Origin of the sequence: Streptomyces sp. NPDC059874 (genome assembly GCF_042731135.1) — a bacterium.
In the GTDB taxonomy this organism is placed as follows: Bacteria; Actinomycetota; Actinomycetes; order Streptomycetales; family Streptomycetaceae; genus Streptomyces.
In genome coordinates, this window is sequence record NZ_JBHWJY010000111.1 from 1 (window position 1) to 23,886 (window position 23,886).

The window sequence follows — 23,886 nt, forward strand, 5'->3', positions numbered from 1 at the left end:
TACGTGTTTGTTTGCGTTCGGGGGGGGGGGGGGGGGGGGGGCGGGGGCCCCCCCCGCCCCTCCGCCTTTGCATCTCTCCGCGTTCGGTGTGCGTGGCTACATGCGGGCGAACCCGCCCTTCACGATCACGTCGAACGGCAGGTGCACGACCGGCTCGGTGCCGGCGGGAGACTTGTTCGACGCCGAGAGGGCGTCGATGTCAGTGCCGGTGAGTGCCGTCTTGTAGACGCGGAACTCGTCCATGGAGCCGCGGAGGGGCCGGCCGCCGTAGGGGCTGTCACCGAGGAGGAAGTCCTGTACCTGGAAGGCGTCTCGGTGTAGGGGAGGGTCACCGTGCCTCCGGTGCTGTTGAACTTGAGGCCCTTGCCGAACCTGCCGTCGTAGCTGAAGGCGCCCTTGACGTAGGCGTTGTTGCAGTGCTCGGAGGCGTCCGGGGTCGACTGGCCGGTCGCCGTCGGCCGCGTCACGCTGTGTTCCTGGACGTTGCCGGGCTCCATGGACCACCTGAGGCGGATGTCGGTGTTGCCCGGGTCCTCGTACATCTCGCCCGGGCCGGGCACGAGGCCGTTCACCTCCGCCGCCGTGAACGCGCGGTCGTAGTGCCGTACGTCGTCGATGGCTCCGGTGAGCGGTGCTCCGCCGCCGGGCTTGGAGCCGACGCGGAGGCCGAGCGGGGTGGTGCCGTCGGAGGGCCTGAACGCACCTGTGAGCGGGGTCCATGCGGTGAGGGTGCGGTCGACGCCGAGCCGGAAGCCGGCTGTGTCCCTGGTGAGGGTGAGCAGGTGCCACTTGTCGTCACCGAAGCCCGCCGGGCCCGGGATCAGGTGCTCCACCCTGCCCTGTGGGGTTTGCGCCCACGCCCGGACCCGATTGAGCTTGGGTTCGATGACGGCCCCCAGAGAGGGGAGCCGCGGCGTGGTGGTCGCCTCGGGGTTTTCGCCGTACGCCCACAGCAGGGTCTGGTCGGGGCTGGTGGTTGCCGAGGACTTGTGCTTGAACCAGAGCGCGTAGGTGAAGGCCCTGGAACCCACGTCGATGTTGGGGTGGAAGGGGGTCTCCACACCGGGGTGGTCCGCGTCCACCGCCAGGGCGCCGGTGTCGATGTGTCCCCCGACGCGGCTGGACGGGGTGACGCCGCCGAGGACGGTGCCGTCGACGCATTTGCCGGCGACGTCTTCGGCGATCGACACGGCGGTGAGGGCTGCCGCGTCGGCCTTGTCGATGACGTGGAAGGGGAGCCGGAGGGTGAGGTGTCCCTCGGCCGTGCCGGTGGTGTTCCTGTCCTTCAGCGAGTCGATCTGAGCCTTGTCGAGAGCGGTGCGGTAGAGGCGGACCTCGTCGATGCCGCCCTTGAAAGGCCGGTATCCGGTGTCGACCCGAGCTCCGATGCCCAGGCCGTGGTTGCCTGCGGTGGGCGGGCTGGTGACGGCGCCTCGAACCTCGCCGTTCTGAGAGGTGGACGTGGTGTCCTCGACCCGGAGCGTGATCTTGGTTCCGTCGCGGACGAGGGTGAGGTGCTTCCAGGCGTCGCCGCTGAAGGCGGCCGTGCCGGGGACGGATACCTCTGCCGTCCCTTCCGTGCCCTGGACGTGGGCCAGGATGCGGTTGGCCTGTGGTTCCGCCCGGATCCAGACCTGTGGAGCGTCCGGGGTGACCCCGTACGCCGAGAGCAGGATGGCCGGTTCCGCGGTGGCGGCGGCGTTGTGCCGGAAGAACAGGGAGTAGGTGAACTTGCCGTCACCGGGGTCGAGTGAGTGGCCGTACGGCACGTCCGCCTTGCCTCCGGCGCCGTCGAGCTGGAGGCCCTGGCCGAACCTGCCGGCGCCGAGCGTGGCGTCGCCGCTGAAGTAGGCGTCGTTGGCGTGGGGCGAGGCGTCGGGCGTGGTGGGGGCGGCGGGCCGGGTGGTGCCGGGGGCGGGCTTGCCCTCGGTCGTGTACGTGAACAGCGGGCGGGGGTCGATGCGGCGGAAGTTGACGGTGGCCGCGGACCAGTCGGCACCGGCGGACATGCCGGGCAGGTTGCCGCTCTCGTAGATGAGTCCGATCTCGCCGTTGGTGAGCTCGGCGAGGTCGGAGTAGCCGGACTTGCCGGGTTTCACGAGGTCGCCGACCGGCTTCCAGTCCGGGATGGGGTCACCGTTCGGCGCGGTCTGTGCGGCACTGGTGTTCCAGGCGTACAGACGCAGGTCGCGCCGGTCCGTGCCGCTGTCCCCGCTGGAGGAGGGTGCCGCCATGAGCAGGGTGTCGCCCTCCTTCTTGTCGTACGTCTTCCGGAGGGTGAGGAGGGATGCCTGCGTGTTGGCCGTGGTGACCGGGAGGGACTTGAAGGCGGGCGTGGTGGTGCCGTCCTGGCCGGTGAGGGCGTACGCGCGGTGCAGGCTGGAGACCTCGTTACGGGCACCTACGTAGACCCGGCCGTCGGTGAGTTCGGCCACTGCCGCTTCGCCCGGCTTCAGCCTGTCGTCCTGCAACGAGTTCTGGGATGCGCCGGGGTGCCAGGTCGCGCCGTGATCGTCGCTGTAGAGCACGCCCGCGTACTGGTCCTTGTCGTTGCGGCCCTGGTAGGCGCCCACCACCAGACGGCCGGGGTGGTCTCCGTTCTTCAGCTGGATCCCGTGCGCGGGGCTGGTGCCGAGCCAGCCTCCCAGTTCCGGGCGGAGACGGGATGCCGGGCGCGGCGGGCCGAAGGTCAGGTCGTCGTCCTCGCTCGTCTGGACGAACGCCTCTCGGGGGCCTGCCCCCGGGGTGGCGGGTTCCCCGATCGACAGCAGGTGGCTCTTGCCGTTCTCCTCGGCGACGGGGGCCGGGTTGCCGTGGGTGAAGGGGGCCTCGGGATCACCGTTTTCGCCGGACAGGACCACGCGGACCGGTCCCCAAGTGCGGCCCTCGTTCGTGGAGCGTCTCACGACGATGTCGATGGCGCCCCGGTCCGCGCAGGACGGCGACGTGCGGGCCTCGGCGTACGCGAGCAGGGTCCCGGGCTCGGTGCGGACCAGCGTGGGTATGCGGTAGCAGCCGTAGCCTCCGGTTCCGGACCAATCGATCAACCGAGGCCCTAGGCTCCGGTGCGGAAGGTTTCCGATCACACCAGGAGGTTTCCGTCATGCCTGAGCTCCAAAGGCCGCCGCTGCCGCACGACTTCCACCCCGAGGTGCACGCCTTCACCGTGACCAGTGCGGATCTGGCTCCCGGTGCCGATCTGGGCGACGCCCAGGTGAAATCGGGTGGGGACCTCTCGCCGCAGCTGCGGTGGGAGGGGTTCCCGGAGGGGACGAAGAGCTTCGCCGTGACGTGTTTCGATCCGGATGCGCCGACGGGCAGCGGGTTCTGGCACTGGGTGCTCTTCGATCTGCCGGTCTCGGTCACGGAGCTCCCGGCCGGGGCGGGCAGCGGGAAGTTCGAGGGGCTGCCCGCCGGGGCCGTGCACGTGCGCAACGACTACGGGACGAAGGACTTCGGCGGGGCGGCGCCGCCCGCCGGGGAGCGGCACCGGTACGTCTTCACGGTGTACGCGGTGGATCAGGAGAAACTCGGTCCCGGCGAGGACGTGTCCCCCGCCGCGGTCGGCTTCAACCTGCGCTTCCACACGCTCGGGCGGGCTCAGCTCATCGGTGAGTACGAGGCCCCCGCGAGCTGATCTCTTCTCCTGGCGTTTGCCCGGTCCTGGTCTAAAGACGGCCCGGACCGGGCATTTTTATTGCGTTGTCCCGCGTGGCGCGCGCGGCCAGAGTGGTTGCGGGCCCTGTTGCCGGTGTGGTGGCGGGCCTGCACACGGGAGGTGGGCGAGATGCGGGACACGCTGGTGCTGAATGCGAGCTTCGAGCCGCTGTCGACGGTGACGTTGAACCGGGCGGTGGTCCTGGTGCTCCAGGACAAGGCCGTCGTCGAACAGTCGCACCCGGATCTGCGTGTGCGCGCGGCCACCATGGATCTTCCGCTGCCCCGGGTGATCAGGCTCTGCAGGTACGTCCGGGTGCCGTTCCGAAGACATGCTCCCTGGTCACGGAGGGGGGTGTTGGTCCGGGACCAACACCGGTGCGCGTACTGCGGGAAGCGCGCGACGACCGTGGACCACGTGCTGCCGCGGGCCCAGGGGGGTGGGGACACCTGGCTGAACACGGTGGCCTCGTGCGCCGAGGACAACCACCGCAAGGCGGCGAGGACTCCGGAGGAGGCGGGGATGCCGCTCCTCCGGAAGCCGTTCGTACCGTCTCCGGCGGACGCCATGCTGCTGGCCCTCGGGGTGAACGGGCGGGACGTGCTGCCGGAGTGGCTGGAGCGTTCCGCCTGATGTGCCGGTCCGCTGGGTGACGTAGGCGTTCTACGTCACTCAGCGGAGCAGCAGCTGGACGATCGCGAGGATGCCGACCGTCACGATGACCGCGCGCAGGACGGTCGGCGGGAGGCGACGGCCGACCTTGGCGCCGATCTGGCCGCCGATGGTGGAGCCGACCGCGATGAGGAGGACGGCGGTCCAGTCGAAGTCGGCCACGAAGAGGAAGAAGACGGCCGCGATGCCGTTCACCATGGCGGCGATGACGTTCTTCACGGCGTTGATCCGTTGCAGGTCCTCGTGGAGCAGCAGGCCCATCAGGCCGAGGTAGAGGACGCCCTGGGCGGCGCCGAAGTAGCCCCCGTACGCGCTGGAGAGCAGCATTCCGGAGAGGAGTGCCGGCCCGCCGTCGGGGTGGCCCGTGTCGCCTCCGGTGGACTCCTGGCGGCGGCGCAGGTAGGCGGCGAGGCGGGGCTGGAAGACGACGAGCACGAGGGCCAGTCCGATGAGGACGGGCACGATCGTGTCGAAGGAGTCGGACGGCAGAGTGAGGAGCAGGACGGCTCCCGCGAGACCGCCGATGAGGGACACCGCGCCGAGCCGCACGATGCGGGCGCGCTGCCCCTGGAGCTCCTTGCGGTAGCCGATGGCTCCGCTGATGGAACCGGGCACCAGGCCGAGGGTGTTGGACACGTTGGCGGTGACCGGCGGCAGGCCGGTGGCCAGCAGCACCGGGAAGGTGATCAGGGTGCCGGAGCCGACGATGGTGTTGATGGTGCCGGCGCCGATGCCGGCAGCGAAGACCGCGAGTGATTCCCAGATGGACATGGGCGGGGTCGTCCCCTTTGCATGAGTGAGTCGCCTCCCCGCCATGAAGGTCGAGGGGCCTCACTGATCATGCCGGAGGGGGCGGCCCTTTCAGTCGATGGGGGGCTGTTCGCGGCGTTCGGCGCCGGAGGCGTTGCCGCTGTTGCCGCCGTCCTTGCCCGAGTTCTGCGGGTTGAAGCCGGAACCTCCGCCCATCGGGCCGAAGTTGCCCATGGCTCCGGACAGGCCCTTGAGGGCGTCGCCGATCTCGCTCGGCACGATCCAGAGCTTGTTGGCGTCGCCTTCGGCGATCTTCGGGAGCATCTGGAGGTACTGGTAGGCGAGGAGCTTCTGGTCGGCGTCGCCGGCGTGGATGGACTCGAACACCGTGCGGATGGCCTGTGCTTCACCCTCGGCGCGCAGCGCGGCGGCCTTGGCCTCACCCTCGGCGCGCAGGATGGACGACTGCTTCTCACCCTCGGCGCGCAGGATCTCGGACTGCCGGACACCCTCGGCCTGGAGGATCGCCGCGCGCTTGTCACGGTCGGCGCGCATCTGCTTCTCCATCGAGTCCTGGATGGAGGTCGGCGGCTCGATGGCCTTCAGCTCGACGCGGTTGACGCGGATGCCCCACTTGCCGGTGGCCTCGTCGAGGACACCGCGCAGGGCGGCGTTGATCTCCTCGCGGGAGGTGAGGGTCCGCTCCAGGTCCATGCCGCCGATGATGTTGCGCAGGGTCGTGACGGTGAGCTGCTCGATGGCCTGGATGTAGCTGGCCACTTCGTACGTCGCGGCGCGGGCGTCGGTCACCTGGTAGTAGATGACGGTGTCGATGTTGACGACCAGGTTGTCCTGGGTGATGACCGGCTGCGGCGGGAACGGGACGACCTGTTCGCGGAGGTCGATCCGGTTGCGGATCGAGTCGATGAACGGGACGACGATGTTGAGGCCCGCGTTGAGGGTGCGGGTGTAGCGGCCGAACCGCTCGACGATGGCGGCGCTGGCCTGCGGGATCACCTGGATCGTCTTGACCAGTGCGATGAAGACCAGAACCACCAGAATGATCAGGACGATGATGATCGATGACATGCGGTTCCCCGTGCCCTTCCGGCTGTCTGTGCTGCCCCGTTGAACGGAGTCTCGCAGACCCGCGGGCTGCGAGCAGGCTGCTTGTCACATGACGACGGCGGTCGCCCCATCGATCTCCACGACATCGACCGACTCGCCCGGTTCGAAGCTGGTGTCCGCGTCGAGGGTGCGCGCGGACCAGACCTCGCCGGCGAGCTTGATGCGGCCGCCACGACCGTCCACCCGTTCGAGAACGACTGCGCTTCTGCCCCTCAACGCGTCGATTCCGCTGCGGTGTTGGGGCCGCTGGTCGCGGTGCCGGTTGGCGATCGGCCGTACGACGGCGATGAGCGCGACCGACACGATCACGAAGACCAGCACTTGGGCCACCACTCCCCCGCCGACGGCCGCCGTGACGGCGGCCGCGAGCGCGCCGACGGCGAACATGCCGAACTCCGGCATCGCGGTCAGGACAAGGGGAATGCCCAGTCCGACCGCACCGATGAGCCACCACACCCATGCGTCGATGTCCACATGGTCATGGTAGGCGGGGCGGGCGCGGTCGGGACAGGGTGCGGGGGCTTCGTACCGGCGCGCGGGCGCGCTAGCGCAGGGGCAGGCCCTGGGCGGTCCAACGGTCGTTCCCGTTGCGCTCGACGATCAGCGGGAGGCCGAAGCAGAGCGAAAGGTTGCGGGAGGTCAGTTCGAGGTCGATGGGGCCCGCGGTGACGACCTTGCCCTGGCGGATCATCAGGACGTGGGTGAATCCGGGGGCGATCTCCTCGACGTGGTGCGTGACCATGACCATGGAGGGCGCGAGCGGGTCGCTGGCGAGCCGGCCGAGGCGGCGTACGAGGTCCTCGCGGCCACCGAGGTCCAGGCCGGCGGCGGGCTCGTCGAGGAGCAGCAGCTCGGGGTCGGTCATCAGGGCGCGGGCGATCAGCGTGCGCTTGCGCTCGCCCTCGGAGAGGGTGCCGAACTTCCGGTCGAGGTAGTCGCTCATGCCGAGGCGGTCGAGGAAGGCGCGGGCGCGCTGCTCGTCGATCTCCTCGTACTCCTCCTGCCAGGTCGCCGTCATGCCGTAGGCGGCGGTGAGGACGGTCTGCAGGACGGTCTGCCGCTTGGGGAGCTTGTCGGCCATCGCGATACCGGCGACGCCGATGCGGGGGCGCAGCTCGAACACATCGGTGCCGGGCTTGCCGAGAGTGCCGCCGAGGATCGTGGCGGACCCCTTGGTGGGGAAGAGGTAGCTGGAGGCGAGGTTCAGCAGCGTGGTCTTGCCGGCGCCGTTGGGGCCGAGGATCACCCAGCGCTCGCCCTCCTTGACCGACCAGGAGACCTGGTCCACCAGCGCCCGGCCCTCGCGGACCACGGATACGTCCACCAGCTCCAGAACATCGCTCATGAGCGTGTTGTCACCCCTTGCAGTCACGGTTCTGTGCGCGCCTGTAGGCGCGGCCCCAGGGGAAAACCTACGCCACTCGGGGAGGGGTCCGGGGCCGGGGCCCGGCCCGGGGGTCGATCCGTAAAGTGGGGGGATGCTTTTCGAACCACGTTCAGGGCGGCTGGCCGCCTGGGGGAACGCGCTGCTGGCCGGTCTTGTCTCGCCCGACGAGGCCGTGTTGTCGATCGTGGGCGAGGACGCCGTGCACCGGGTGGCGGGCCTGCCGGGTGAGGCGGAGCCGGTGGGGCTCACGCTGGCGCTCGGCCGGATGCGGGCGCTGGGGGTGAGCGGACTGCGCGTGGCGCTGCCGGCGCCGGGGCATCCGCTGGGGCTGAGCGGGCCGCCGGAATTCAACGCGCGGGCGCTGGAGGCCGAGGAGGCCGTGGTGTGCGTGGGCGCCGCGCTGGGCCTGGTGCCGGAGGTGACCGAGGTGGGCCCGGCCGGTGACGTGCACGTCTCGGTGGTGTGGCACTGCCTTCCGGTACGGGAGGCCCCGCCGGCGGACGTGCCGTCGCTGGGCGAGGCGGAGCGCGAGCTGGCGGAGGCGCTGCGCGAGGCGACGGTGGTGCTGACGCGGCTGGACGTGGCGGGGTCGGGGCCGGTCGCGGAGGCCGCGCTGTCGGCGTACCGGGCGCGGGCGGAGGCCGGGTCGTCCGGTGACGCGCTGGCACCGGGGTATCCGGCGCGGGCGGTGCGGGTGCTGTCGCTGGCGCAGCGGGTGGATCTGATGGTGTCGCTGGCGTACGAGCACGGGCACGGGGGTGCGGTGTCCTCGTCCGAGATGGCTGCGCGGGCGGATGCCTTGCGGCCGGTGGAGCGGGTGGCTCGGCGGGCGCTTGTCGCGGCGTACAACTCGGCCGTTGAGGAGCCGCGCCGCTAGCTGCGGGAGCCTCGCCGTGCTGGGGGGCCGGGCCGGGCCGGAGCGGGCTGCGCCCCGGCTCCTGGGGCTCCGCCCCAGACCCCGCGCCTCAAACGCCGGCGGGGCTGGATTGTGCACCGGCGGCGCCGATGTGCCTGGGCGGGCTGCGCCCCGGCTCTTGGGGCTCCGCCCCAAACCCCGCGCCTCAAACGCCGGCGGGGCTGGATTTTCGCCCGATGCCCAGCGAGGCGCTGGTCCCGGGAACGGCTGCGGCCCCGCTTCCCGGGGAGAGGGGGGAAGCGGGGCCGGTGTGAAGGCACCCCGTCACGCGGGTCCGCGCCACCGATGGACGGAGTCCGGCGCAGGGGCTCGAAGCCCGCGGAGCGGTGCGAGAGGCGCCGTCAGGAATTGACGCCCGTGTTGCCCCAGGCGCCGTTCAGCAGGCCGATCGCGGTGACCGAGTTGCCCACGACGTTGACCGGGACGTGGACCGGGACCTGGAGCAGGTTCCCGGAGGCCACGCCGGGCGAGTTCAGGGCCTCGCCCTCCGCCGACGCACTGCCGTGCGCCGAGGAGACACCGGCGCCGGCGGCGACGAGGCCGCCCGCGATCATGGTGACTGCTGCGGCCTTCTTGAAGTTCTTCACGTTCTCGTCCTCCAGTACGTCTGCCGCGACCAGCCGTCGCGGCACGTCATGGAGAACGGTCGGCCCGTGATCGGGATGCGCCATCCGGGCGACATACACCCGACCGTATGAATCTCCGTTTAATGCCCGACTACTCGGCCAGACCGTGCCTGACGGCCCAGAGCGCGGCCTGGGTGCGGTCCGAGAGGTCCAGTTTCATCAGGATGTTCGAGACGTGCGTCTTGACGGTCTTCTCGGACAGGACCAGCGCGCGGGCGATCTCCCGGTTGGAGCGGCCGTCCGCGATCAGGCCCAGGACCTCGCGTTCGCGGTCGGTGAGGGAGCCCGGGCGGCCCGTGGTGGCCGGGTTCTGTTCCTCCTGGGCCAGGAGGGCCGTCGCCACCTCCGGCTGGAGCAGGACGTGGCCCGCGTGGACGGAGCGGATCGCGCCGGCCAGGGCGTCGGGGTCGATGTCCTTGTAGACGTATCCGGCGGCTCCGGCGCGCAGCGCGGGGATCGCGGTCCGCTGCTCCGTGAAGCTGGTGACGATCAGGACGCGGGCGGGGTTGGCGAGCTCGCGGAGCCGGCGCAGGGCCTCGATGCCGTCCATGCCGGGCATCTTGACGTCCATCAGGATCACGTGGGGCCGCAGCTCCTCGGCGCGTGCGATGCCCTCCTCGCCGTCGGAGGCCTCGCCGACCACCTCGATGTCCTCCTGGACCTCCAGGAAGGTGCGCAGGCCTCGGCGGACGACCTGGTGGTCGTCGACCAGCAGGATGCGGATTCGACCGGTGTCGTCAGCCACCGGGAACCTCCATCTCGATCGTGGTGCCCGTGCCGGGCTCGGAGTGGACGGTGAGCCGGCCGCCGACGCCGCTCGCGCGGTCCCGCATGGAGACGAGGCCGAGGTGGCGGCCCGCGCGGCGGACGGTCTGGGGGTCGAAGCCCTTGCCGGTGTCGAGGACCGTGAGCACCGCGCCGCCGCCCGCGGTGCGGGCCAGGGTGACCTCCACCCGGTCGGCGTCGGAGTGGCGCAGGGCGTTGTGGAGGGCTTCCTGGGCGACGCGCAGGAGTGCCTCCTCCTGGGTCGCGGGCAGGGCCCGTACGCCGTCGCAGGTGAAGGTGACGTGCGCGGTGTGCGCGCGGTCGAGTACGTGGACGTGGGTGCGGAGGGTGGCGACGAGGCCGTCCTCGTCGAGGGCGGCCGGGCGGAGCTCGGTGACGGCGGCGCGCAGTTCGTCGGCGGCCTCGGCGGCGAGGGCGGACACCTGCTGGAGCTCGTCCTTGGCGCGGGCCGGGTCCCGGTCCACGAGGGCGGCGGCGGCCTGGGCGGTGAGGCGCAGCGAGAACAGCTTCTGGCTGACCGCGTCGTGCAGCTCGTGGGCGAGGCGGGAGCGCTCCTCGGCGATGGTGAGCTCGCGGCTGCGCTCGTAGAGCCGGGCGTTGGTGAGGGCGATGGCCGCGTGCTGGGCGAGGAGGGAGAGGAGTTCCTCGTCCTCGTCGGTGAAGCCCCGCGGGCCCTTCTTGTTGGCGAGGAAGAGGGCGCCGAGGATCTCCTCGCCGTCTCGGACGGGCAGCCCGAGGAAGTCGGACATCTCGGGGTGCGCGGCCGGCCAGCCCTCGAAGCGCGGGTCCTGGCGCACGTCGGCCAGCCGCTGGGGGCCGTCCTGGTGGAGCATCGCGGCGAGGATGCCGTGCTGGCGGGGCAGCGGGCCGATGGCCCTCCACTGCTCCGGGCTGATGCCGTCCACCACGAACTGGGCGAAGCCGTCGTGGTCGTCCGGGACGCCCAGGGCCGCGTACTCGGCGTCCAGGAGCTCGCGGGCCGACACGACGATCGTGCGCAGGACGTCGCGGACCTCCAGGCGGCGGCTCATGGCGAGCAGCGCGGTGCTCACGGCGGCCAAGCCGGTGCGTTCCGGTCCCCTGTGTCCGTTGTGCATGGGCTCACCGTACCCAGGACCGTGACCTGCGGGATCGGGCCCCGGGCGTAGGTCCAAGGGACCTGTACGGGTGGGCCTCTCGGCCGAGGCGGCGGCGGGTGCGGCGTTCCTAGGTTGGGGGCATCTGCTGAGCGGTACGGAAGGGCGTGGGTGCGGTCATGTCGGTGGCGATGGTGACGGGGGCTTCGCGGGGGCTGGGTCGGGCGCTGGCCGGGGAGCTGGCGGCGCGCGGGTGGGACCTGGTGCTGAGCGCGCGGGGCGCGGCGGCGCTGGAGGAGGCCGCGGCGGAGTTGGAGAAGGGCGGCGCGCGGGTCGTGGCGGTGGCCGGGGACGTGTCCTCGGCGGCGCACCGGGCGGCGCTGGTGGCGGCGGCGCGGGAGTTGGGCGGGATGGACCTGCTGGTGAACAACGCGGGGGTGCTGGGTGCGGAGCCGTTGGTGCCGCTGGCGGAGCATGCGCTGGACGGGCTGCGGGAGGCGTTCGAGGTGAACGTGGTGGGGCCGCTGGGGCTGATCCAGGAGGGGCTGCCGCTGTTGCGGGCGGCGGAGGCCGGGGCGGTGCTGAACATCAGCTCGGACGCGGCGGTGGTGGCGTACGCGACGTGGGGGGCGTACGGGGCCACGAAGGCGGCGGGGGATCTGATGTCGGCCGTACTGGCGGTGGAGGAGCCGGGGCTGCGGGTGTGGTGGGCGGATCCGGGTTCCATGCGGACGCGGATGATGGCGGCGGCCGAGCCCGGGGAGGACCTGGCGGGGCTGCCGACGCCGGAGGAGGTGGCGCCGGTGCTGCTGCGGCTGGTGGCGGAGGGCCTGCCGAGCGGGCGGTACACGGCCGAGCGCCTGGCCGAGCGCCTCGCCGAGCGCCTCGCCGAGCGCCTCGCGGCGGGCCGGGCGGGCGACGGTGTGGGCGGAGACGGCGGCGGGCCTGTCGCGGATCCCGGCGGCGGGAACGGCGGGACGGCTGCCGGCGAGACGGCCGGCGGGACGGCTGCCGGCGAGACGGCCAGGGCGGCCGGCGGTGGGGCGGCGGCGTTGGGGGGTGCGCGGTGAGTGGGGCGGCGGCCGTGTCTGAGGGGGGACTGTATATACCGGACATTCCGCCGGGGCTCTCGGCCCGGGTGCCGGCCGAGCAGCGCGGGCCTGGGCTGGGCCGGGACTCGGTGCGGCTGCTGGTCTCGCGGGGCAGCGAGGAGGTGTCACTGCACGCCTTTCGGGAGCTGCCGGAAGTGCTGCGGGCCGGGGACGTACTGGTGGTGAACACGTCGGCCACGCTGCCGGCGGCCGTGGACGCCCGGCTGGGCCGCGAGGACCTGGTCGTGCACTTCTCGACCCGGGGGGAGGACGGGCGCTGGGCGGTGGAGCTGCGGGACCCGGCCGGGCACGGGACGACCCGGAGGCGGGTCGGCGGACCCGCGGGGGGTCTCGTACGGCTGCCGGGTGGGCACTCCCTCGTACTGGAGGAGCCCCTGGCCGCGGGGGCGGACCGGCTGTGGTGGGCGCGGCCGTCCACGGAGGTGCCGGCGCTGCTGCGGGCGTACGGGCGGCCGATCCGGTACGCGTACACGGAGCGGGACCAGCCGCTCTCGGCGTACCAGACGGTCTTCGCGGTGCCGACGGCCGACGGGGCGGGCTCGGCGGAGATGCCGAGCGCGGGCCGGCCCTTCACGGCGGAGCTGGTGGCGCGGCTGGTGAGCCGGGGGGTGTGGTTCGCGCCGCTGACCCTGCACACGGGGGTCGCGTCGCAGGAGGCGCACGAGCCGCCGTACCCGGAGCCGTACGAGGTGCCCGAGACCACGGCGTGGCTGGTGAACGCCGCGAAGGCGACGGACGGCCGGGTGATCGCGGTGGGGACCACCGCCGTGCGGGCCCTGGAGTCGGCGGCGGACGCGGACGGGGTGGTGCGCGCGACCGGCGGGTGGACCGATCTGGTGGTGACGCCGGAGCGCGGGGTGCGGGTGGTGGACGGTCTGCTGACCGGCCTGCACGAGCCCGAGGCGTCCCATCTGCTGATGCTGGAGGCGGTGGCGGGGCGGGAGGCCGTACGGCGCGGGTACGCCGAGGCGATGGCCCGGCTCTGCCTTTGGCACGAGTTCGGGGACGTTCATCTGCTACTCAAGGATGAGACCGGTCACTGATTGCATTGCTTGAGCAACGGACGGTGAAATCGTTACGTGCTCGATGTGAGCCCGCACATAGGACCCAGATCACTTACGAAGTTCCCTAGTGGACGGATAAAGGTCCCGTCAGTGCGGGTGCACCTAGCGCCGAGGCCGGAAATCGGGCCTCGGCGCGCGCCCGTGATCCACTAAGCAGGATCGTACGTCACACCTTTGCCACAAGTTTTTGCCACCGCTAAGAATTGCCCTCGTCGCACAGCGCCGCGGATCCCGAATCCTCGCGGCGCTTTCCTGCGGCCCCCGCGATTCGAAGAGGTTGCCCGATCATGTCTGCTTCCAGCACCCCCGGTCACAGTCGTCTGACGAAGGCACACAAGCTGTCCATTGCCGGTGTCGCCACGTTCAGTGCCGCCGCGCTCGCCTTCTCCCTGGTCCCGGCCGACGCCGCCCAGGCCGAGACCGTCTCCGCCGCCCCCGTGGCGTGGACCAAGGTCGTCGACGGCGCGCAGACCAAGGCAATGCACGGTCACCTCTCCGCACAGCAGGTCATCGCCGACGCGAACGCGAAGGCCGCTGCGAAGGCCAAGGCCGACGCCGACGCCAAGGCCAAGGCCGAGGCGGCCGCGAAGAAGGACCGCGAGCAGAAGACCGCCGCGAGCCGCTCCGCCGCCCGCACCCCCGTCTTCGCGAACAACCTGGACGGCTGGATCAAGGAAGCGCTCTTCATCATGAAGCGCGAGGGCATTCCGGGCACCTACGCCGGTATCCACCGCAACATCATGCGTGAGTCCAGCGGCAACCCGATGGCGATCAACAACTGGGACATCAACGCCCAGAACGGCATCCCCAGCAAGGGTCTGCTCCAGGTCATCCTGCCGACCTTCAAGGCGTACCACGTCAAGGGCACCAAGTTCGACCAGTACGACCCGGTCGCCAACATCGTCGCCGCCTGCAACTACGCGGCCGACCGGTACGGCTCGATGGACAACGTCAACAGCGCCTACTAGGCCCCTGTGCGCCGCAGGGCGGCACCCGGATCTCCGGGTGCCGCCCTGCGGCGTTTTCGTACGCGGTGTTGCCCGTACCGGTTGCTCGTTACTTGCCGGCCCGCATGACCTCGGGCTCGTGGCGGCGCAGCAGGCGCTGGACCGCGAAGCCGCAGGCGACGCCGATGAGCAGCAGGATGGTGATGTTCAGGCTCCACTGGCCGACCGTGGCGTCCCAGAGCGGGTCGGTGTTGGTCGGGTTCTCGGCGTCCCACGGCGGCATGAGCTTGCCGAGGTTCAGCGTGGTGCCGGCGGCGGCGATGGCCCAGCGGGAGGGCATCAGCCAGGCGAACTGCTCCAGGCCCGGGGAGTCGTACACCTGGAAGAGGATGCCGGTGAACACGACCTGGACGATCGCGAACATGACCAGCAGCGGCATGGTCTTCTCGGCGGTCTTCACCAGCGAGGAGATCACCAGGCCGAACATCATCGAGGTGAAGCCGAGCGCGATGACCGACAGGCAGATCTCGACGGCCGGCGGCATGATCAGGCCCTCGGTGGGCAGGTCGCGCGGGAAGAAGCCGATCGCGCAGATGATCACGCCCTGGATGGCCGTGATGACGCCGAGGACGATCACCTTCGACATGAGGTACGCGGACCGGTACAGGCCGGTCGCGCGCTCACGCTCGTAGATCACGCGTTCCTTGATCAGCTCACGGACCGAGTTGGCCGCGCCGGAGAAGCACATGCCGACCGCGAGGATCAGCATGATCGTGCCGGCGTCGCCGTTGAAGCGGGACGGGGCGACCGGCGGTGCGAGGCCGAACTTCGCGGGGATCACCGTGGAGACCACGCCCAGGACGGCCGGCAGCAGCACCATCAGGGCCAGGAAGCCCACGTCCGAGGCGATCACGGAGACGTAGCGGCGGATCAGCGTCCACAGCTGCGACCCCCAGCCCTGCGCCTTCGGCGGCATCATCTGCTGCGGCGGCATGGCGACGGCCTGCGGGGCGACCGAGTCGAGGTCGGCGGCGTACAGCTGGTAGTGCTGCGAGCCCTTCCAGCGGCCGGCCCAGTCGTAGTCGCGGTAGTTCTCGAAGGCCGAGAAGACGTCCGCCCACGTGGTGTAGCCGAAGAAGTTCAGCGCCTCGTCCGGCGGACCGAAGTACGCGACCGAACCGCCCGGGGCCATGACCAGCAGCTTGTCGCAGAGGGCCAGCTCGGCGACGGAGTGGGTGACGACGAGGACCGTGCGGCCGTCGTCCGCGAGGCCGCGCAGCAGCTGCATGACGTCGCGGTCCATGCCCGGGTCGAGGCCGGAGGTCGGCTCGTCCAGGAAGATCAGCGACGGCTTGGTGAGCAGCTCCAGGGCCACGGACACGCGCTTGCGCTGACCACCGGAGAGCGAGGTGATCTTCTTGTCCTTGTGGATGTCGAGCTTGAGCTCGCGCAGCACCTCGTCGATGCGGGCGGCGCGCTCGGACTCGGCGGTGTCGCCGGGGAAGCGGAGCTTGGCCGCGTACTTGAGGGCCGTGCTGACCTTCAGCTCCTTGTGCAGGATGTCGTCCTGCGGGACCAGGCCGATGCGCTGGCGGAGCTCCGCGAACTGCTTGTACAGGTTGCGGTTGTCGTAGAGGACGTCGCCCTCGTTGGCGGGCCGGTAGCCGGTGAGCGCCTTGAGGAGGGTCGACTTGCCGGAGCCGGACGGGCCGATGACGCCGATCAGCGACTTCTCCGGGACGCCGAAGGTGACGTCCTTGAGGATCTGCTTGCCGCCGTCGACGGTGACGGTGAGGTGGCGGGCCGAGAAGGAGACCTCACCGGTGTCGACGAACTCCTCGAGGCGGTCGCCGACGATCCGGAACGTCGAGTGGCCGACGCCCACGATGTCGTTCGGGCCGAGCACCGCGGTGCCGGACTTGGGCAGCGGCTGGCCGTTGACGTAGGTGCCGTTGTGGCTGCCGAGGTCGTGGATCTCGAAGCGGCCGCCGGGCATCGAGCGGAACTCGGCGTGGTGGCGGGAGACCTGGAGGTCGGAGACCACCAGCTCGTTCTCCAGCGCACGACCGATCCGCATGACGTGTCCCAGCGAGAGCTGGTGGAACGTCGTGGGGCTGCGGTCCCCGTACGCGGGTGCCCCGCCCTGCGCCGGGCGGGGCGCGGCCGCGGCGGCGCCCTGCTGGTGCGGGAAGTGCGGCTGCTGCTGTGGTGCCTGCTGCTGGGCGTGCTGCTGCTGTTCCCAGGCCTGGTGCGCGGGCTGCTGCGGTGCCTGGTACGCCGGAGCCGGCGACTGGGCGTACGCCTGCGCCGGGGCAGCCTGCTGGGCCTGCTGCGGCACGGCCTGCTGCGGCGCGGCGGCAGCGCTCAGATTCAGCCGCGGGCCGTCGGTGGCGTTGCCCAGGTGGACCGGCGTGCCGGGCACGAGTTCGGTCTGCTGGACTCTGGCCCCGTGCACGTACGTGCCGTTGGTGCTGCCGTGGTCCTCGATTCCCCAACCACGGCCGTTCCAGGCGATGGTGGCGTGCCGCCACGACACCCGGGCGTCGTCGATCACCACGTCTCCCTGGGGGTCGCGCCCCAGCGAGTACGACCTGGACGGATCGAGCGTCCAGGTCCTTCCATTCAATTCCAGTACGAGTTCCGGCACTCCAGCCCCACTTAAGTCCCCCGAGAATCCCCCTGACGTCAGGGAGTCTAGGGATGGCGAACATCCGGGGGAACTATTTCAGGCCCGGGCCCACATGTGGAATCGGGGCCACGATGCGGCGTCTACGTCCGCCCGTTGACGGGGTCGAAAGTCACCCGGAGAGTGAGATACGGGACTTCTCGCCTGCTCGGCCCGATCGGGGGACCGCGTATGAGTCAGCCTCTGCGTCGTGAGCGTCGCGTTCGTTGGGGGGACGTGCTGCTGTCCGGCGTCGCCGCCGTGGGCTGGTCCCTGGTCGTGATGGCCGGGGTGGCCTGGTCGGGGCTGCACCTGCTGGGCGCGGACGCCCTCGGGGGTTCGCTCGGGGCGATGACGGCCGCCGTGGTGGTGCTGGCCGTCGGCGGGACGGTGACCCCCTCGGGTGACCTGTCGGTCTTCGGGGTCGACGGGGCCGGTGCGGAAGGCTCCCTGGACGTCATGCCCTTGGGGGTGGCGCTGGCCGGGGCGCTGGTGCTGGCCGCGGTGTTCCTGCGCTCGCTGCGCGCGGGGGCGGCGGCCAGCGAGTTGGCGGCCAGGTGGCGGTGGTCACGGGGCTGTTCGTCGCGATGGCGGGCGGGTCGGCGTGGGCCGGGCACGACGTGGTGACGTTGGACGGGCCGCGGCTGCCGGTGGGTCCGGCTCCGGTGAAGGTTCCGCCGAAGTTGGAGATTCCGGGGATCGGGGACATCGGCGGGCTGCTGCCGGATCGTGTCGGGGAGCTGATCGAGACCCGGGCCCGGGTGGGCTTCACGGTGGAGCTCGGGCCGACGCTGGTGGGGGCCGGGGTGTGGGTGGCGGCGGTACTGGGCGTGGCGCTGCTGGTGTCGCGGCGCGGGCCGGCCGGGTTGGCCCGCTTCCGCCCGGCCGCCTCGGCGGTGCTGGCGATGCTGCTGGTGGCGGTGGCGGCCGGGCTGGCGGCGGCGGTGTGGGCGGCGCTGGGCGACGACGCCGCGGCACCCGGGGAGAGCCGGCATGTGCTGGGGGCCGCACTGCTGGGTGCGCCGAACGGGGCCTGGTCGGGCGTGCTGCTCGGGCTGTTCGTGCCGCTGCACGGCCGGGCCACGGGGGCTCCGGCCCGGCTGCTGCCGGATCCGCTGGACGAGCTGCTGGTGGGGGCCGGCGCGCGGGAGCCGGTGACGGTGGCCCGGCTCGCGGAGTACGACGGGCGGGTGTGGCTGCTGGTGGCGGGGGCGGCCCTGCTGATGCTCTACGCGGGCGTACTGGCGGGCGTCCGCAGTCCGGGGCGCGGGGTGGGGGAGTGCGCGGCGCGGCTGGCGGCGGCCACGGGGGTGACCTTGACGGTGCTGGTGGGGCTGACGGGGTTCTCGGCGGACGCCTCGCTCGCGGTGCTGGGCGTGGACGCGGTGGACGCCGGCGCGGAGCTGCGGGGGTCGGTGGCGTTCGCGCTCGCCCTGGGCGCGGGGTGGGGCGCGGTGGCGGGCGGCGCGGGCGCGGCCCTGACCCGGCGCCGCCAGGCCGGGCCGGGGTGGCCCGGGAGCCCGGCCCGACCGGACCCGCGCCGGGGCCCCGCCCCGGCATCCCCGGACGCGCCCACGGCCCCGTACGGGCGAACCTCGTACGGCCCGGCCTCGGGGCCGGAACCGGACGGCTCCTGGGACGTCACCGTCACCGGCATCCCGCCGAGGCCGCCGGGGCCGCCGAAGCCGCCGCGGCGGCCGCCCTTCGTCCCGCCTCCCCCACCGGGGGCGCCGCCGCCGCCGGGGCGGCGGTAGCCGTCGGTACGGGGCCGCCGCGCGGAGCTACTCCCCGCCCCGCCCTTCCACCGTTCCCCGGGCTCCGCCCGGACCCGGTCCTCAAACGCCGGACGGGCTGGAAAGACCAGCCTCGCCGGCGATTGAGGCGCGGGGTGCGGGCGGAGCCCGGTTCGGGAAGGGGCGGGGTGGGGGAAAGCCCCGCAGGGCCCCGGCGCCGGCCCCGGCCCCGGGCCGCCGTCGGAGGCGACCGGCGCGTTCAGGAAATGGGACGGGGGTCCTGTACCAGGGGTCGGGAAGATACGGTGAGGACACCATGAGCGCATCGCAGACCTCCGACGTCCCCACCCTCCTCGTCAAGATCTTCGGCAAGGACCGTCCCGGGATCACCGCCGGGCTGTTCGACACCCTCGCCGCCTACTCCGTCGACGTGGTCGACATCGAGCAGGTCGTCACCCGTGGCCGCATCGTCCTGTGCGCCCTCGTCACCAGGCCCGCCGGCGGAGCCGAGGGCGAGCTGCGGGCCACCGTCCACAGCTGGGCCGAGTCGCTCAAGATGCAGGCCGAGATCCTCTCCGGCACCGGTGACAACCGGCCGCGCGGCAGTGGCCGTTCCCACGTCACCGTGCTCGGGCATCCGCTGACCGCCGAGTCCACGGCTGCCATCGCCTCCCGGATCACCGCGACCGGCGGCAACATCGACCGTATCTTCCGGCTTGCGAAGTACCCGGTGACGGCGGTGGAGTTCGCCGTCTCCGGCACCGAGACCGAGCCGCTGCGCACCGCGCTGGCCACGGCGGCCTCGCAGATCGGCGTCGACGTGGCCGTGGTCTCGGCCGGGCTGCACCGCCGGGCGCAGCGCCTGGTCGTGATGGACGTGGACTCGACGCTGATCCAGGACGAGGTGATCGAGCTCTTCGCCGCGCACGCCGGCTGCGAGGCCGAGGTCGCCGAGGTGACCGAGCGGGCCATGCGCGGCGAGCTGGACTTCGAGCAGTCGCTGCACGCCCGCGTGGCGCTGCTCGCGGGGCTGGACGCCTCCGTCGTGGACAAGGTACGTGCCGAGGTGCAGCTGACGCCGGGTGCACGGACCCTGATCCGTACGCTCAAGCGGCTCGGCTACCAGGTCGGTGTGGTCTCCGGCGGGTTCACCCAGGTGACCGACGATCTGCGGGAGCGGCTGGGGCTGGACTTCGCCTCGGCCAACACCCTGGAGATCGTGGACGGCAAGCTCACGGGCAAGGTCACCGGCGAGATCGTGGACCGGGCGGGCAAGGCCCGGCTGCTGCGCCGGTTCGCCGCGGAGGCGGGGGTTCCGCTCGCCCAGACGGTGGCCATCGGCGACGGCGCCAACGACCTGGACATGTTGAACGCGGCCGGACTGGGCGTGGCCTTCAACGCCAAGCCGGTGGTCCGCGAGGCCGCGCACACGGCGGTGAACGTGCCCTTCCTGGACGCGGTGCTGTACCTGCTCGGGATCACCCGCGAGGAGGTCGAGGCCGCCGACCTGGCGTGACCTCGTAGGACCGGGAACGACGAACGCGGAACGGGCCCCGGCCGCCGATGCGGCTGCCGGGGCCCGTTCGTGCGTACGGACCGGGTTCGGGTCGGGTCAGTGGCCCTTGGGGGTCCAGTAGTCGAGCAGCGTGCCCACCCCGTGCTCCAGGGACTTCCACGAGCCGGTGAAGGAGACGACGGCGAGCGCCGCGGTCGGGAATCCGGTACGGGTCATCCGCGCGAGGGTGTCGTCCTTCGCCCGTCCGGAGAGGGCGTCGGCGAGGGCGTGCATGCCGGGGTTGTGCCCGATGACGAGGAGGTCGGCCACCTCGTCGGAGGTCTCGTTCAGCAGGGCGATGAGCTCGCCGAGCGAGGCGTCGTAGAGCCGTTCCTCGTAGTGGGTCTTCGGCCGGTGCGGCATCTCCTGGACGGCGAGCTTCCATGTCTCGCGCGTGCGGGCGGCGGTGGAGCAGAGGGCCAGGTCGAAGGCGATGCCGGTTTCGGCGAGCTTCAGACCGACGGCCGGCGCGTCCTTGCGGCCTCGTTCCGCCAGCGGGCGGTCGTGGTCGGACACCTGGGGCCAGTCGGCCTTGGCGTGCCGGAGGAGGGCGATCCTGCGGGGTGTGTCGGCGCTCATGGCTCCCAGCTTCGCATGAAACGGGGTGTGGGGCGCAGGGTGTTGAAAGGGTCAGACGACGGCGCGCAGGAGCTGTTCGACGGCCTGGACCAGCGCCGGGCCCTCGCCGGTGGCGGCCTCGGCCCGGCCCGATCCGGCGAGGAGCAGCAGGAGGAGGCCGAAGGCGAGGGCGGGCAGGGCGAGTGCCCACCAGTGCAGCCGGGCGTCCGCGCCGAACCGTGAGCCGGCGGCGGGCGGGCGGGAGCGGGTGTGCGTGGGGGCCGACATGGCCGCCTCCGTGGGTGTGCGGGCGGGACGGGCTCTCTGACCACGAATCTATGGATCCGAGGCAGCCGTTCCCATCCGGGGCACACCCCACTTCACCCTGAGCCTGACCCCCTAGGGGGTGGTGGGGTTACCCCCACCCTCACGGGGAGGCGAGCGTCGCGATGACCGCGATGACCACGGTCACGGCGAGCATCGCGCCGAGTACGAGGCCGAGCTTCTTGTGGCCGTTCTGCGGGTTGGGTTCAAGTACGGGCGACATGCCGATCAGTCTCGCATGCCGCATTCGTCCTCGATCGTGCGGTCCCGGCCGGCCAGGACGCCCAGTGCGATCTGCGGTACGAGGATGCCCGCCATCAGGGCGAGCGGCAGGTCCCAGCCGCCGCTGTGCTGGTAGAGGGCGCCGATCAGGAGGGGTCCGGGGATGGAGAGGAGGTAGCCGGTGCTCTGCGCGAAGGCGGAGAGCCTGACCACCCCGGCCGGGGTCTTGGCGCGCAGCCCGATGAGGGTGATGACGAGCGGGAAGGAGCAGTTGGAGACGCCGAGCAGCAGCGCCCAGGCCCAGGCTCCGGCGGCGGGGGCGAAGTACAGCCCGAGGTAGCCGGTGAGGCCGAACACGCCGAGGGTGACGGCGATGGCGCCCTGGTTCTTCATGCGGCCGGCGAGGCCGGGGATGACGAAGGCGAGGGGGACGCCCATGACCATGGTGACGGCGAGGAGCACACCGGCGGTGGAGGCGGAGACTCCGGCGTCGCGGAAGATCTGCGGGAGCCAGCCCATGGTGATGTACGCGCCGGTGGCCTGGAGGCCGAAGTAGCAGGCGAGGGCCCAGGCGGTGCGGCTGCGGACGACGCCGGCGCCGGCGGCGGCCCGGGGGCTCCCGGCTGAGGCGGCGGAGGCGCCGGCGGCGGCCTCGGCGCGCTCCTCCCTGCGGGAGGCCCGGGCGAGGGGCAGCCACAGCAGTGCGGCGAGCACCGCGAGCAGGCCCCACATGAGCAGGCCGGTGCGCCAGCTGCCGCCGAGGGCCTCGGTCATCGGGACGGTCGCGGCGGCGGCGAGGGAGGTGCCGGCGGCCAGGGCCATGGAGTAGAGGCCGGTCATGGTGCCGACCTTCTCCGGGAACCAGCGCTTGACGATCACCGGGAGCAGGACGTTGGTCACGGCTATGCCGGCCAGGGCCAGGGCGCTGGCGGCGAGGAAGCCGGCGGCGTTGCTCGCGAAGGGGCGGATCAGCATGCCGGCGGCCACGGCGGCCATGCCGGCGCAGACGACGGCGGCCGGGCCGAAGCGGCGGGAGAGCCGGGGCGCGGTGACGCCGAAGACGGCGAAGCAGAGGGCGGGGACGGAGGTGATCAGTCCGGCGACGGTGCCGCTCATGCCGAGGCCCTCGCGGGTCTCCTCGAAGAGGGCGCCGAGGCTGGTGATGGCGGGCCGCAGGTTGAGGGCGGCCAGCACGATGCCGACGATGAGCACGGGACCGAGCCAGGCCGGCTGCGCCGGGCCCTGCCGGGTGAGCGCGGCGGGCGCGCTATTGTCCGCCTCGGCCGCGCCGATGGTCCGCTGCGGGGGCGTGTGGCCCCCTGCGGTCAGGTCGCGGGGCTGGATTTCTTCGTCGAGCATTTCACCATCATAGAATCATGGGATGATTGGTTGTCCAGTCATCACCGGGTAAACACCCCGCCGCCTTCGAGAGGACCCCATGCCGCTGACCTCGCCCCGGCGCTCCGCACTCGTCGATCAGGTGATCGCCCAGCTGCGGAACCAGATCACCTCCGGCGAATGGCCGGTCGGCTCCCGCATCCCCACCGAGCCGGAGCTGGTGGAGCTGCTCGGCGTCGCCCGCAACACCGTGCGCGAGGCCGTACGGGCGCTGGCGCACAACGGGCTGCTCGACATCCGGCAGGGTTCGGGTACGTACGTACTCGCCACCAGCGAGCTGGCCGGTGTGATGCACCGCCGCTTCGCCGGGGCCGATCCGCGGCACATCGCGGAGCTGCGCTCGACGCTGGAGTCCTCGGCGGCCCGGCTGGCGGCGGAGCGGCGCGGCGAGCGGGACCTCGTACAGCTGGACGCGCTGCTGGCGCGGCGCGAGGAGGCCTGGGCGAGCGGGGACGCGGAGGTGTTCGTCGCGGCGGACGTGAGCCTGCACATGGCGGTGGTGGCGGCCTCGCACAACGACGTGCTGATCGAGCTGTACGCGGACCTCGGCGACCTGGTGGCCGACTGGCTGCGCACTGACGTGGGGGCCGAGCTGCGCCCGGAGGCCCACCTGGACCACTCCCGGCTGATCGAGGCGATCCGGCGGGGCGACGGGGACGCGGCGGCCTCGGAGGCGGCGGGCTACCCCTTCGCCTGTCTCGGCAGGTGAGTGGAGGAGGACCTCACGGCCGCTGGTGGCTGATCCAGGCCGAGCGGACTTCCTTCCAGCAGCGGGCGGTGAGCTCGACACGGCCGGCCGGGCCGACGGCCACGGGGGCGCCGTCCCCGTCCAGGTCCCACCAGCGGTCGCATTCGACGTGCAGACGCACCAGGTCGGTCTCCGGGTAGCCGTTGTGGCAGCGCGCCGTGACCTGCGAGCCCGTGATCTCGGTGTCGCAGTCCGCGCCGAAGAGTTCCTTGGCGGCGGGCCGCGCGGGCTGCACGGGCGGCTCGGCGGGGATCTCGGAGAGGTCGACTGCGGCCGGGACACCCTCGGGGCCGGACGCGGACTCCTCCCCGCCGGCCTGTGCGGCTGCCCCGGGGATCAGGAGTCCGGTCAGGATCACGGCTGTGACCAGGAGCGATACCGCTCCGCTCGGCCTCGCGCGCACTCCCGTACCTCCTCCCCGCAGGAGCCGGGAAGATCCCGACTTGGCCAGTTTGCAGGCATCTGTCCCGGTTTTCGACTCGGGAAGATCCGATCAGCCGGTGAACATCCGATCGAGCACGCACGCAAAACGGCGGCGGCCGCGCTCCCCTGGGGGAAGCG

At 72.0% G+C, this 23,886-nt stretch carries 21 protein-coding genes and 2 pseudogenes; 9 read left to right on the forward strand and 14 right to left on the reverse strand.

The window, feature by feature from the left end:
* Positions 1-125: 125 nt before the first annotated feature.
* Positions 126-3,047: a LamG-like jellyroll fold domain-containing protein gene (locus ACFV9H_RS37595; protein WP_385407723.1), complete on the reverse strand. Its 2,922-nt coding sequence runs from the start codon at positions 3,045-3,047 to the stop codon at positions 126-128.
* 56 nt (positions 3,048-3,103) lie between these two features.
* Between ACFV9H_RS37595 and ACFV9H_RS37600 the strand changes: the two genes are divergently transcribed.
* Together ACFV9H_RS37600 and ACFV9H_RS37605 are read left to right on the forward strand one after the other, a co-directional pair.
* On the forward strand, positions 3,104-3,637 hold the full coding sequence (locus tag ACFV9H_RS37600; RefSeq protein ID WP_385407725.1) for a YbhB/YbcL family Raf kinase inhibitor-like protein: 534 nt from the start codon (positions 3,104-3,106) through the stop codon (positions 3,635-3,637).
* Positions 3,638-3,787: 150 nt separating this feature from the next.
* Positions 3,788-4,291, forward strand: a complete 504-nt coding sequence (locus ACFV9H_RS37605) for an HNH endonuclease (protein WP_385407727.1) — start codon at positions 3,788-3,790, stop codon at positions 4,289-4,291.
* Positions 4,292-4,330: 39 nt separating this feature from the next.
* On the opposite strand, the gene ACFV9H_RS37610 is transcribed toward ACFV9H_RS37605, so the two are convergent.
* The 4 genes from ACFV9H_RS37610 to ACFV9H_RS37625 form a co-directional block, all read right to left on the reverse strand.
* Positions 4,331-5,101: a sulfite exporter TauE/SafE family protein gene (locus ACFV9H_RS37610; protein WP_385407730.1), complete on the reverse strand. Its 771-nt coding sequence runs from the start codon at positions 5,099-5,101 to the stop codon at positions 4,331-4,333.
* Positions 5,102-5,191: 90 nt separating this feature from the next.
* Positions 5,192-6,169 carry an SPFH domain-containing protein gene (locus ACFV9H_RS37615; RefSeq protein WP_385407733.1) on the reverse strand — a complete coding sequence of 326 codons (978 nt, stop codon included), beginning with the start codon at positions 6,167-6,169 and terminating at the stop codon, positions 5,192-5,194.
* An 84-nt stretch (positions 6,170-6,253) separates the two neighbouring features.
* Positions 6,254-6,682: an NfeD family protein gene (locus ACFV9H_RS37620; protein ID WP_385407736.1), complete on the reverse strand. Its 429-nt coding sequence runs from the start codon at positions 6,680-6,682 to the stop codon at positions 6,254-6,256.
* Positions 6,683-6,752: 70 nt separating this feature from the next.
* A complete protein-coding gene (locus ACFV9H_RS37625; RefSeq protein ID WP_385407739.1) occupies positions 6,753-7,553 on the reverse strand; it encodes an ABC transporter ATP-binding protein in 801 nt (266 codons plus the stop codon).
* 133 nt (positions 7,554-7,686) lie between these two features.
* Between ACFV9H_RS37625 and ACFV9H_RS37630 the strand changes: the two genes are divergently transcribed.
* Entirely contained in the window at positions 7,687-8,472 is a 786-nt protein-coding gene (locus tag ACFV9H_RS37630) for a hypothetical protein (RefSeq protein WP_385407742.1), read from the forward strand.
* A 380-nt stretch (positions 8,473-8,852) separates the two neighbouring features.
* On the opposite strand, the gene ACFV9H_RS37635 is transcribed toward ACFV9H_RS37630, so the two are convergent.
* From ACFV9H_RS37635 to ACFV9H_RS37645, 3 genes are all read right to left on the reverse strand, one after another.
* On the reverse strand, positions 8,853-9,098 hold the full coding sequence (locus tag ACFV9H_RS37635; protein WP_329391089.1) for a chaplin: 246 nt from the start codon (positions 9,096-9,098) through the stop codon (positions 8,853-8,855).
* A 130-nt stretch (positions 9,099-9,228) separates the two neighbouring features.
* Positions 9,229-9,882, reverse strand: coding sequence for a response regulator (locus ACFV9H_RS37640; RefSeq protein WP_385407744.1), 654 nt, complete (start codon positions 9,880-9,882; stop codon positions 9,229-9,231).
* Positions 9,875-11,020, reverse strand: coding sequence for a GAF domain-containing sensor histidine kinase (locus ACFV9H_RS37645; RefSeq protein WP_385407745.1), 1,146 nt, complete (start codon positions 11,018-11,020; stop codon positions 9,875-9,877). Before ACFV9H_RS37645 ends, ACFV9H_RS37640 begins: the two co-directional genes overlap by 8 nt.
* 158 nt (positions 11,021-11,178) lie before the next feature.
* On the opposite strand from ACFV9H_RS37645, the pseudogene ACFV9H_RS37650 reads away from it, so the two are divergent.
* From ACFV9H_RS37650 to ACFV9H_RS37660, 3 genes and pseudogenes are all read left to right on the forward strand, one after another.
* Positions 11,179-11,868: pseudogene (locus tag ACFV9H_RS37650) on the forward strand (SDR family NAD(P)-dependent oxidoreductase); the annotation flags it as partial.
* A 197-nt stretch (positions 11,869-12,065) separates the two neighbouring features.
* Positions 12,066-13,154, forward strand: coding sequence for an S-adenosylmethionine:tRNA ribosyltransferase-isomerase (locus tag ACFV9H_RS37655; RefSeq protein ID WP_385407748.1), 1,089 nt, complete (start codon positions 12,066-12,068; stop codon positions 13,152-13,154).
* Between the two features lie 308 nt (positions 13,155-13,462).
* Entirely contained in the window at positions 13,463-14,143 is a 681-nt protein-coding gene (locus ACFV9H_RS37660; protein ID WP_385407750.1) for a transglycosylase SLT domain-containing protein, read from the forward strand.
* Between the two features lie 88 nt (positions 14,144-14,231).
* Here ACFV9H_RS37660 and ACFV9H_RS37665 read toward each other — a convergent pair whose 3' ends face one another.
* Positions 14,232-16,769, reverse strand: a complete 2,538-nt coding sequence (locus ACFV9H_RS37665) for an FHA domain-containing protein (protein ID WP_385407753.1) — start codon at positions 16,767-16,769, stop codon at positions 14,232-14,234.
* Positions 16,770-17,069: 300 nt separating this feature from the next.
* On the opposite strand from ACFV9H_RS37665, the pseudogene ACFV9H_RS37670 reads away from it, so the two are divergent.
* A pseudogene (locus ACFV9H_RS37670) lies at positions 17,070-18,541 on the forward strand (streptophobe family protein).
* A gap of 295 nt (positions 18,542-18,836) precedes the next feature.
* Positions 18,837-20,036: a phosphoserine phosphatase SerB gene (serB, locus tag ACFV9H_RS37675; RefSeq protein ID WP_385407756.1), complete on the forward strand. Its 1,200-nt coding sequence runs from the start codon at positions 18,837-18,839 to the stop codon at positions 20,034-20,036.
* 96 nt (positions 20,037-20,132) lie between these two features.
* On the opposite strand, the gene ACFV9H_RS37680 is transcribed toward serB, so the two are convergent.
* From ACFV9H_RS37680 to ACFV9H_RS37695, 4 genes are all read right to left on the reverse strand, one after another.
* The gene (locus tag ACFV9H_RS37680) at positions 20,133-20,654 is read right to left on the reverse strand and encodes a histidine phosphatase family protein (protein WP_365173728.1); all 522 of its coding nucleotides are present in this window, start codon (positions 20,652-20,654) and stop codon (positions 20,133-20,135) included.
* A 51-nt stretch (positions 20,655-20,705) separates the two neighbouring features.
* Complete coding sequence (locus ACFV9H_RS37685; RefSeq protein ID WP_385407759.1) at positions 20,706-20,921, reverse strand: hypothetical protein; 216 nt, start codon at positions 20,919-20,921, stop codon at positions 20,706-20,708.
* Positions 20,922-21,060: 139 nt separating this feature from the next.
* Positions 21,061-21,180, reverse strand: coding sequence for an SGM_5486 family transporter-associated protein (locus ACFV9H_RS37690; protein ID WP_365173724.1), 120 nt, complete (start codon positions 21,178-21,180; stop codon positions 21,061-21,063).
* Positions 21,181-21,185: 5 nt separating this feature from the next.
* On the reverse strand, positions 21,186-22,538 hold the full coding sequence (locus ACFV9H_RS37695) for a CynX/NimT family MFS transporter (protein ID WP_385407762.1): 1,353 nt from the start codon (positions 22,536-22,538) through the stop codon (positions 21,186-21,188).
* Positions 22,539-22,617: 79 nt separating this feature from the next.
* Between ACFV9H_RS37695 and ACFV9H_RS37700 the strand changes: the two genes are divergently transcribed.
* Entirely contained in the window at positions 22,618-23,286 is a 669-nt protein-coding gene (locus ACFV9H_RS37700) for a FadR/GntR family transcriptional regulator (RefSeq protein ID WP_385407765.1), read from the forward strand.
* 13 nt (positions 23,287-23,299) lie between these two features.
* On the opposite strand, the gene ACFV9H_RS37705 is transcribed toward ACFV9H_RS37700, so the two are convergent.
* Positions 23,300-23,728 (reverse strand): hypothetical protein, encoded by a 429-nt coding sequence (locus ACFV9H_RS37705; RefSeq protein WP_385407767.1) that lies wholly within the window; start codon positions 23,726-23,728, stop codon positions 23,300-23,302.
* Between the last annotated feature and the right edge of the window lie 158 nt (positions 23,729-23,886).

Excerpts from the sequence above, each read along its gene's own strand:
- ACFV9H_RS37600 (WP_385407725.1), top strand. The coding sequence starts at position 3,104 with ATGCCTGAGCTCCAAAGGCCGCCGCTGCCGCACGACTTCCACCCCGAG.
- ACFV9H_RS37605 (WP_385407727.1), top strand. The coding sequence starts at position 3,788 with ATGCGGGACACGCTGGTGCTGAATGCGAGCTTCGAGCCGCTGTCGACG.
- ACFV9H_RS37610 (WP_385407730.1), bottom strand. The coding sequence starts at position 5,101 with ATGTCCATCTGGGAATCACTCGCGGTCTTCGCTGCCGGCATCGGCGCC.
- ACFV9H_RS37615 (WP_385407733.1), bottom strand. The coding sequence starts at position 6,169 with ATGTCATCGATCATCATCGTCCTGATCATTCTGGTGGTTCTGGTCTTC.
- ACFV9H_RS37625 (WP_385407739.1), bottom strand. The coding sequence starts at position 7,553 with ATGAGCGATGTTCTGGAGCTGGTGGACGTATCCGTGGTCCGCGAGGGC.
- ACFV9H_RS37630 (WP_385407742.1), top strand. The coding sequence starts at position 7,687 with ATGCTTTTCGAACCACGTTCAGGGCGGCTGGCCGCCTGGGGGAACGCG.
- ACFV9H_RS37645 (WP_385407745.1), bottom strand. The coding sequence starts at position 11,020 with ATGCACAACGGACACAGGGGACCGGAACGCACCGGCTTGGCCGCCGTG.
- ACFV9H_RS37660 (WP_385407750.1), top strand. The coding sequence starts at position 13,463 with ATGTCTGCTTCCAGCACCCCCGGTCACAGTCGTCTGACGAAGGCACAC.
- serB (WP_385407756.1), top strand. The coding sequence starts at position 18,837 with ATGAGCGCATCGCAGACCTCCGACGTCCCCACCCTCCTCGTCAAGATC.
- ACFV9H_RS37680 (WP_365173728.1), bottom strand. The coding sequence starts at position 20,654 with ATGAGCGCCGACACACCCCGCAGGATCGCCCTCCTCCGGCACGCCAAG.
- ACFV9H_RS37685 (WP_385407759.1), bottom strand. The coding sequence starts at position 20,921 with ATGTCGGCCCCCACGCACACCCGCTCCCGCCCGCCCGCCGCCGGCTCA.
- ACFV9H_RS37690 (WP_365173724.1), bottom strand. The coding sequence starts at position 21,180 with ATGTCGCCCGTACTTGAACCCAACCCGCAGAACGGCCACAAGAAGCTC.
- ACFV9H_RS37695 (WP_385407762.1), bottom strand. The coding sequence starts at position 22,538 with ATGCTCGACGAAGAAATCCAGCCCCGCGACCTGACCGCAGGGGGCCAC.
- ACFV9H_RS37700 (WP_385407765.1), top strand. The coding sequence starts at position 22,618 with ATGCCGCTGACCTCGCCCCGGCGCTCCGCACTCGTCGATCAGGTGATC.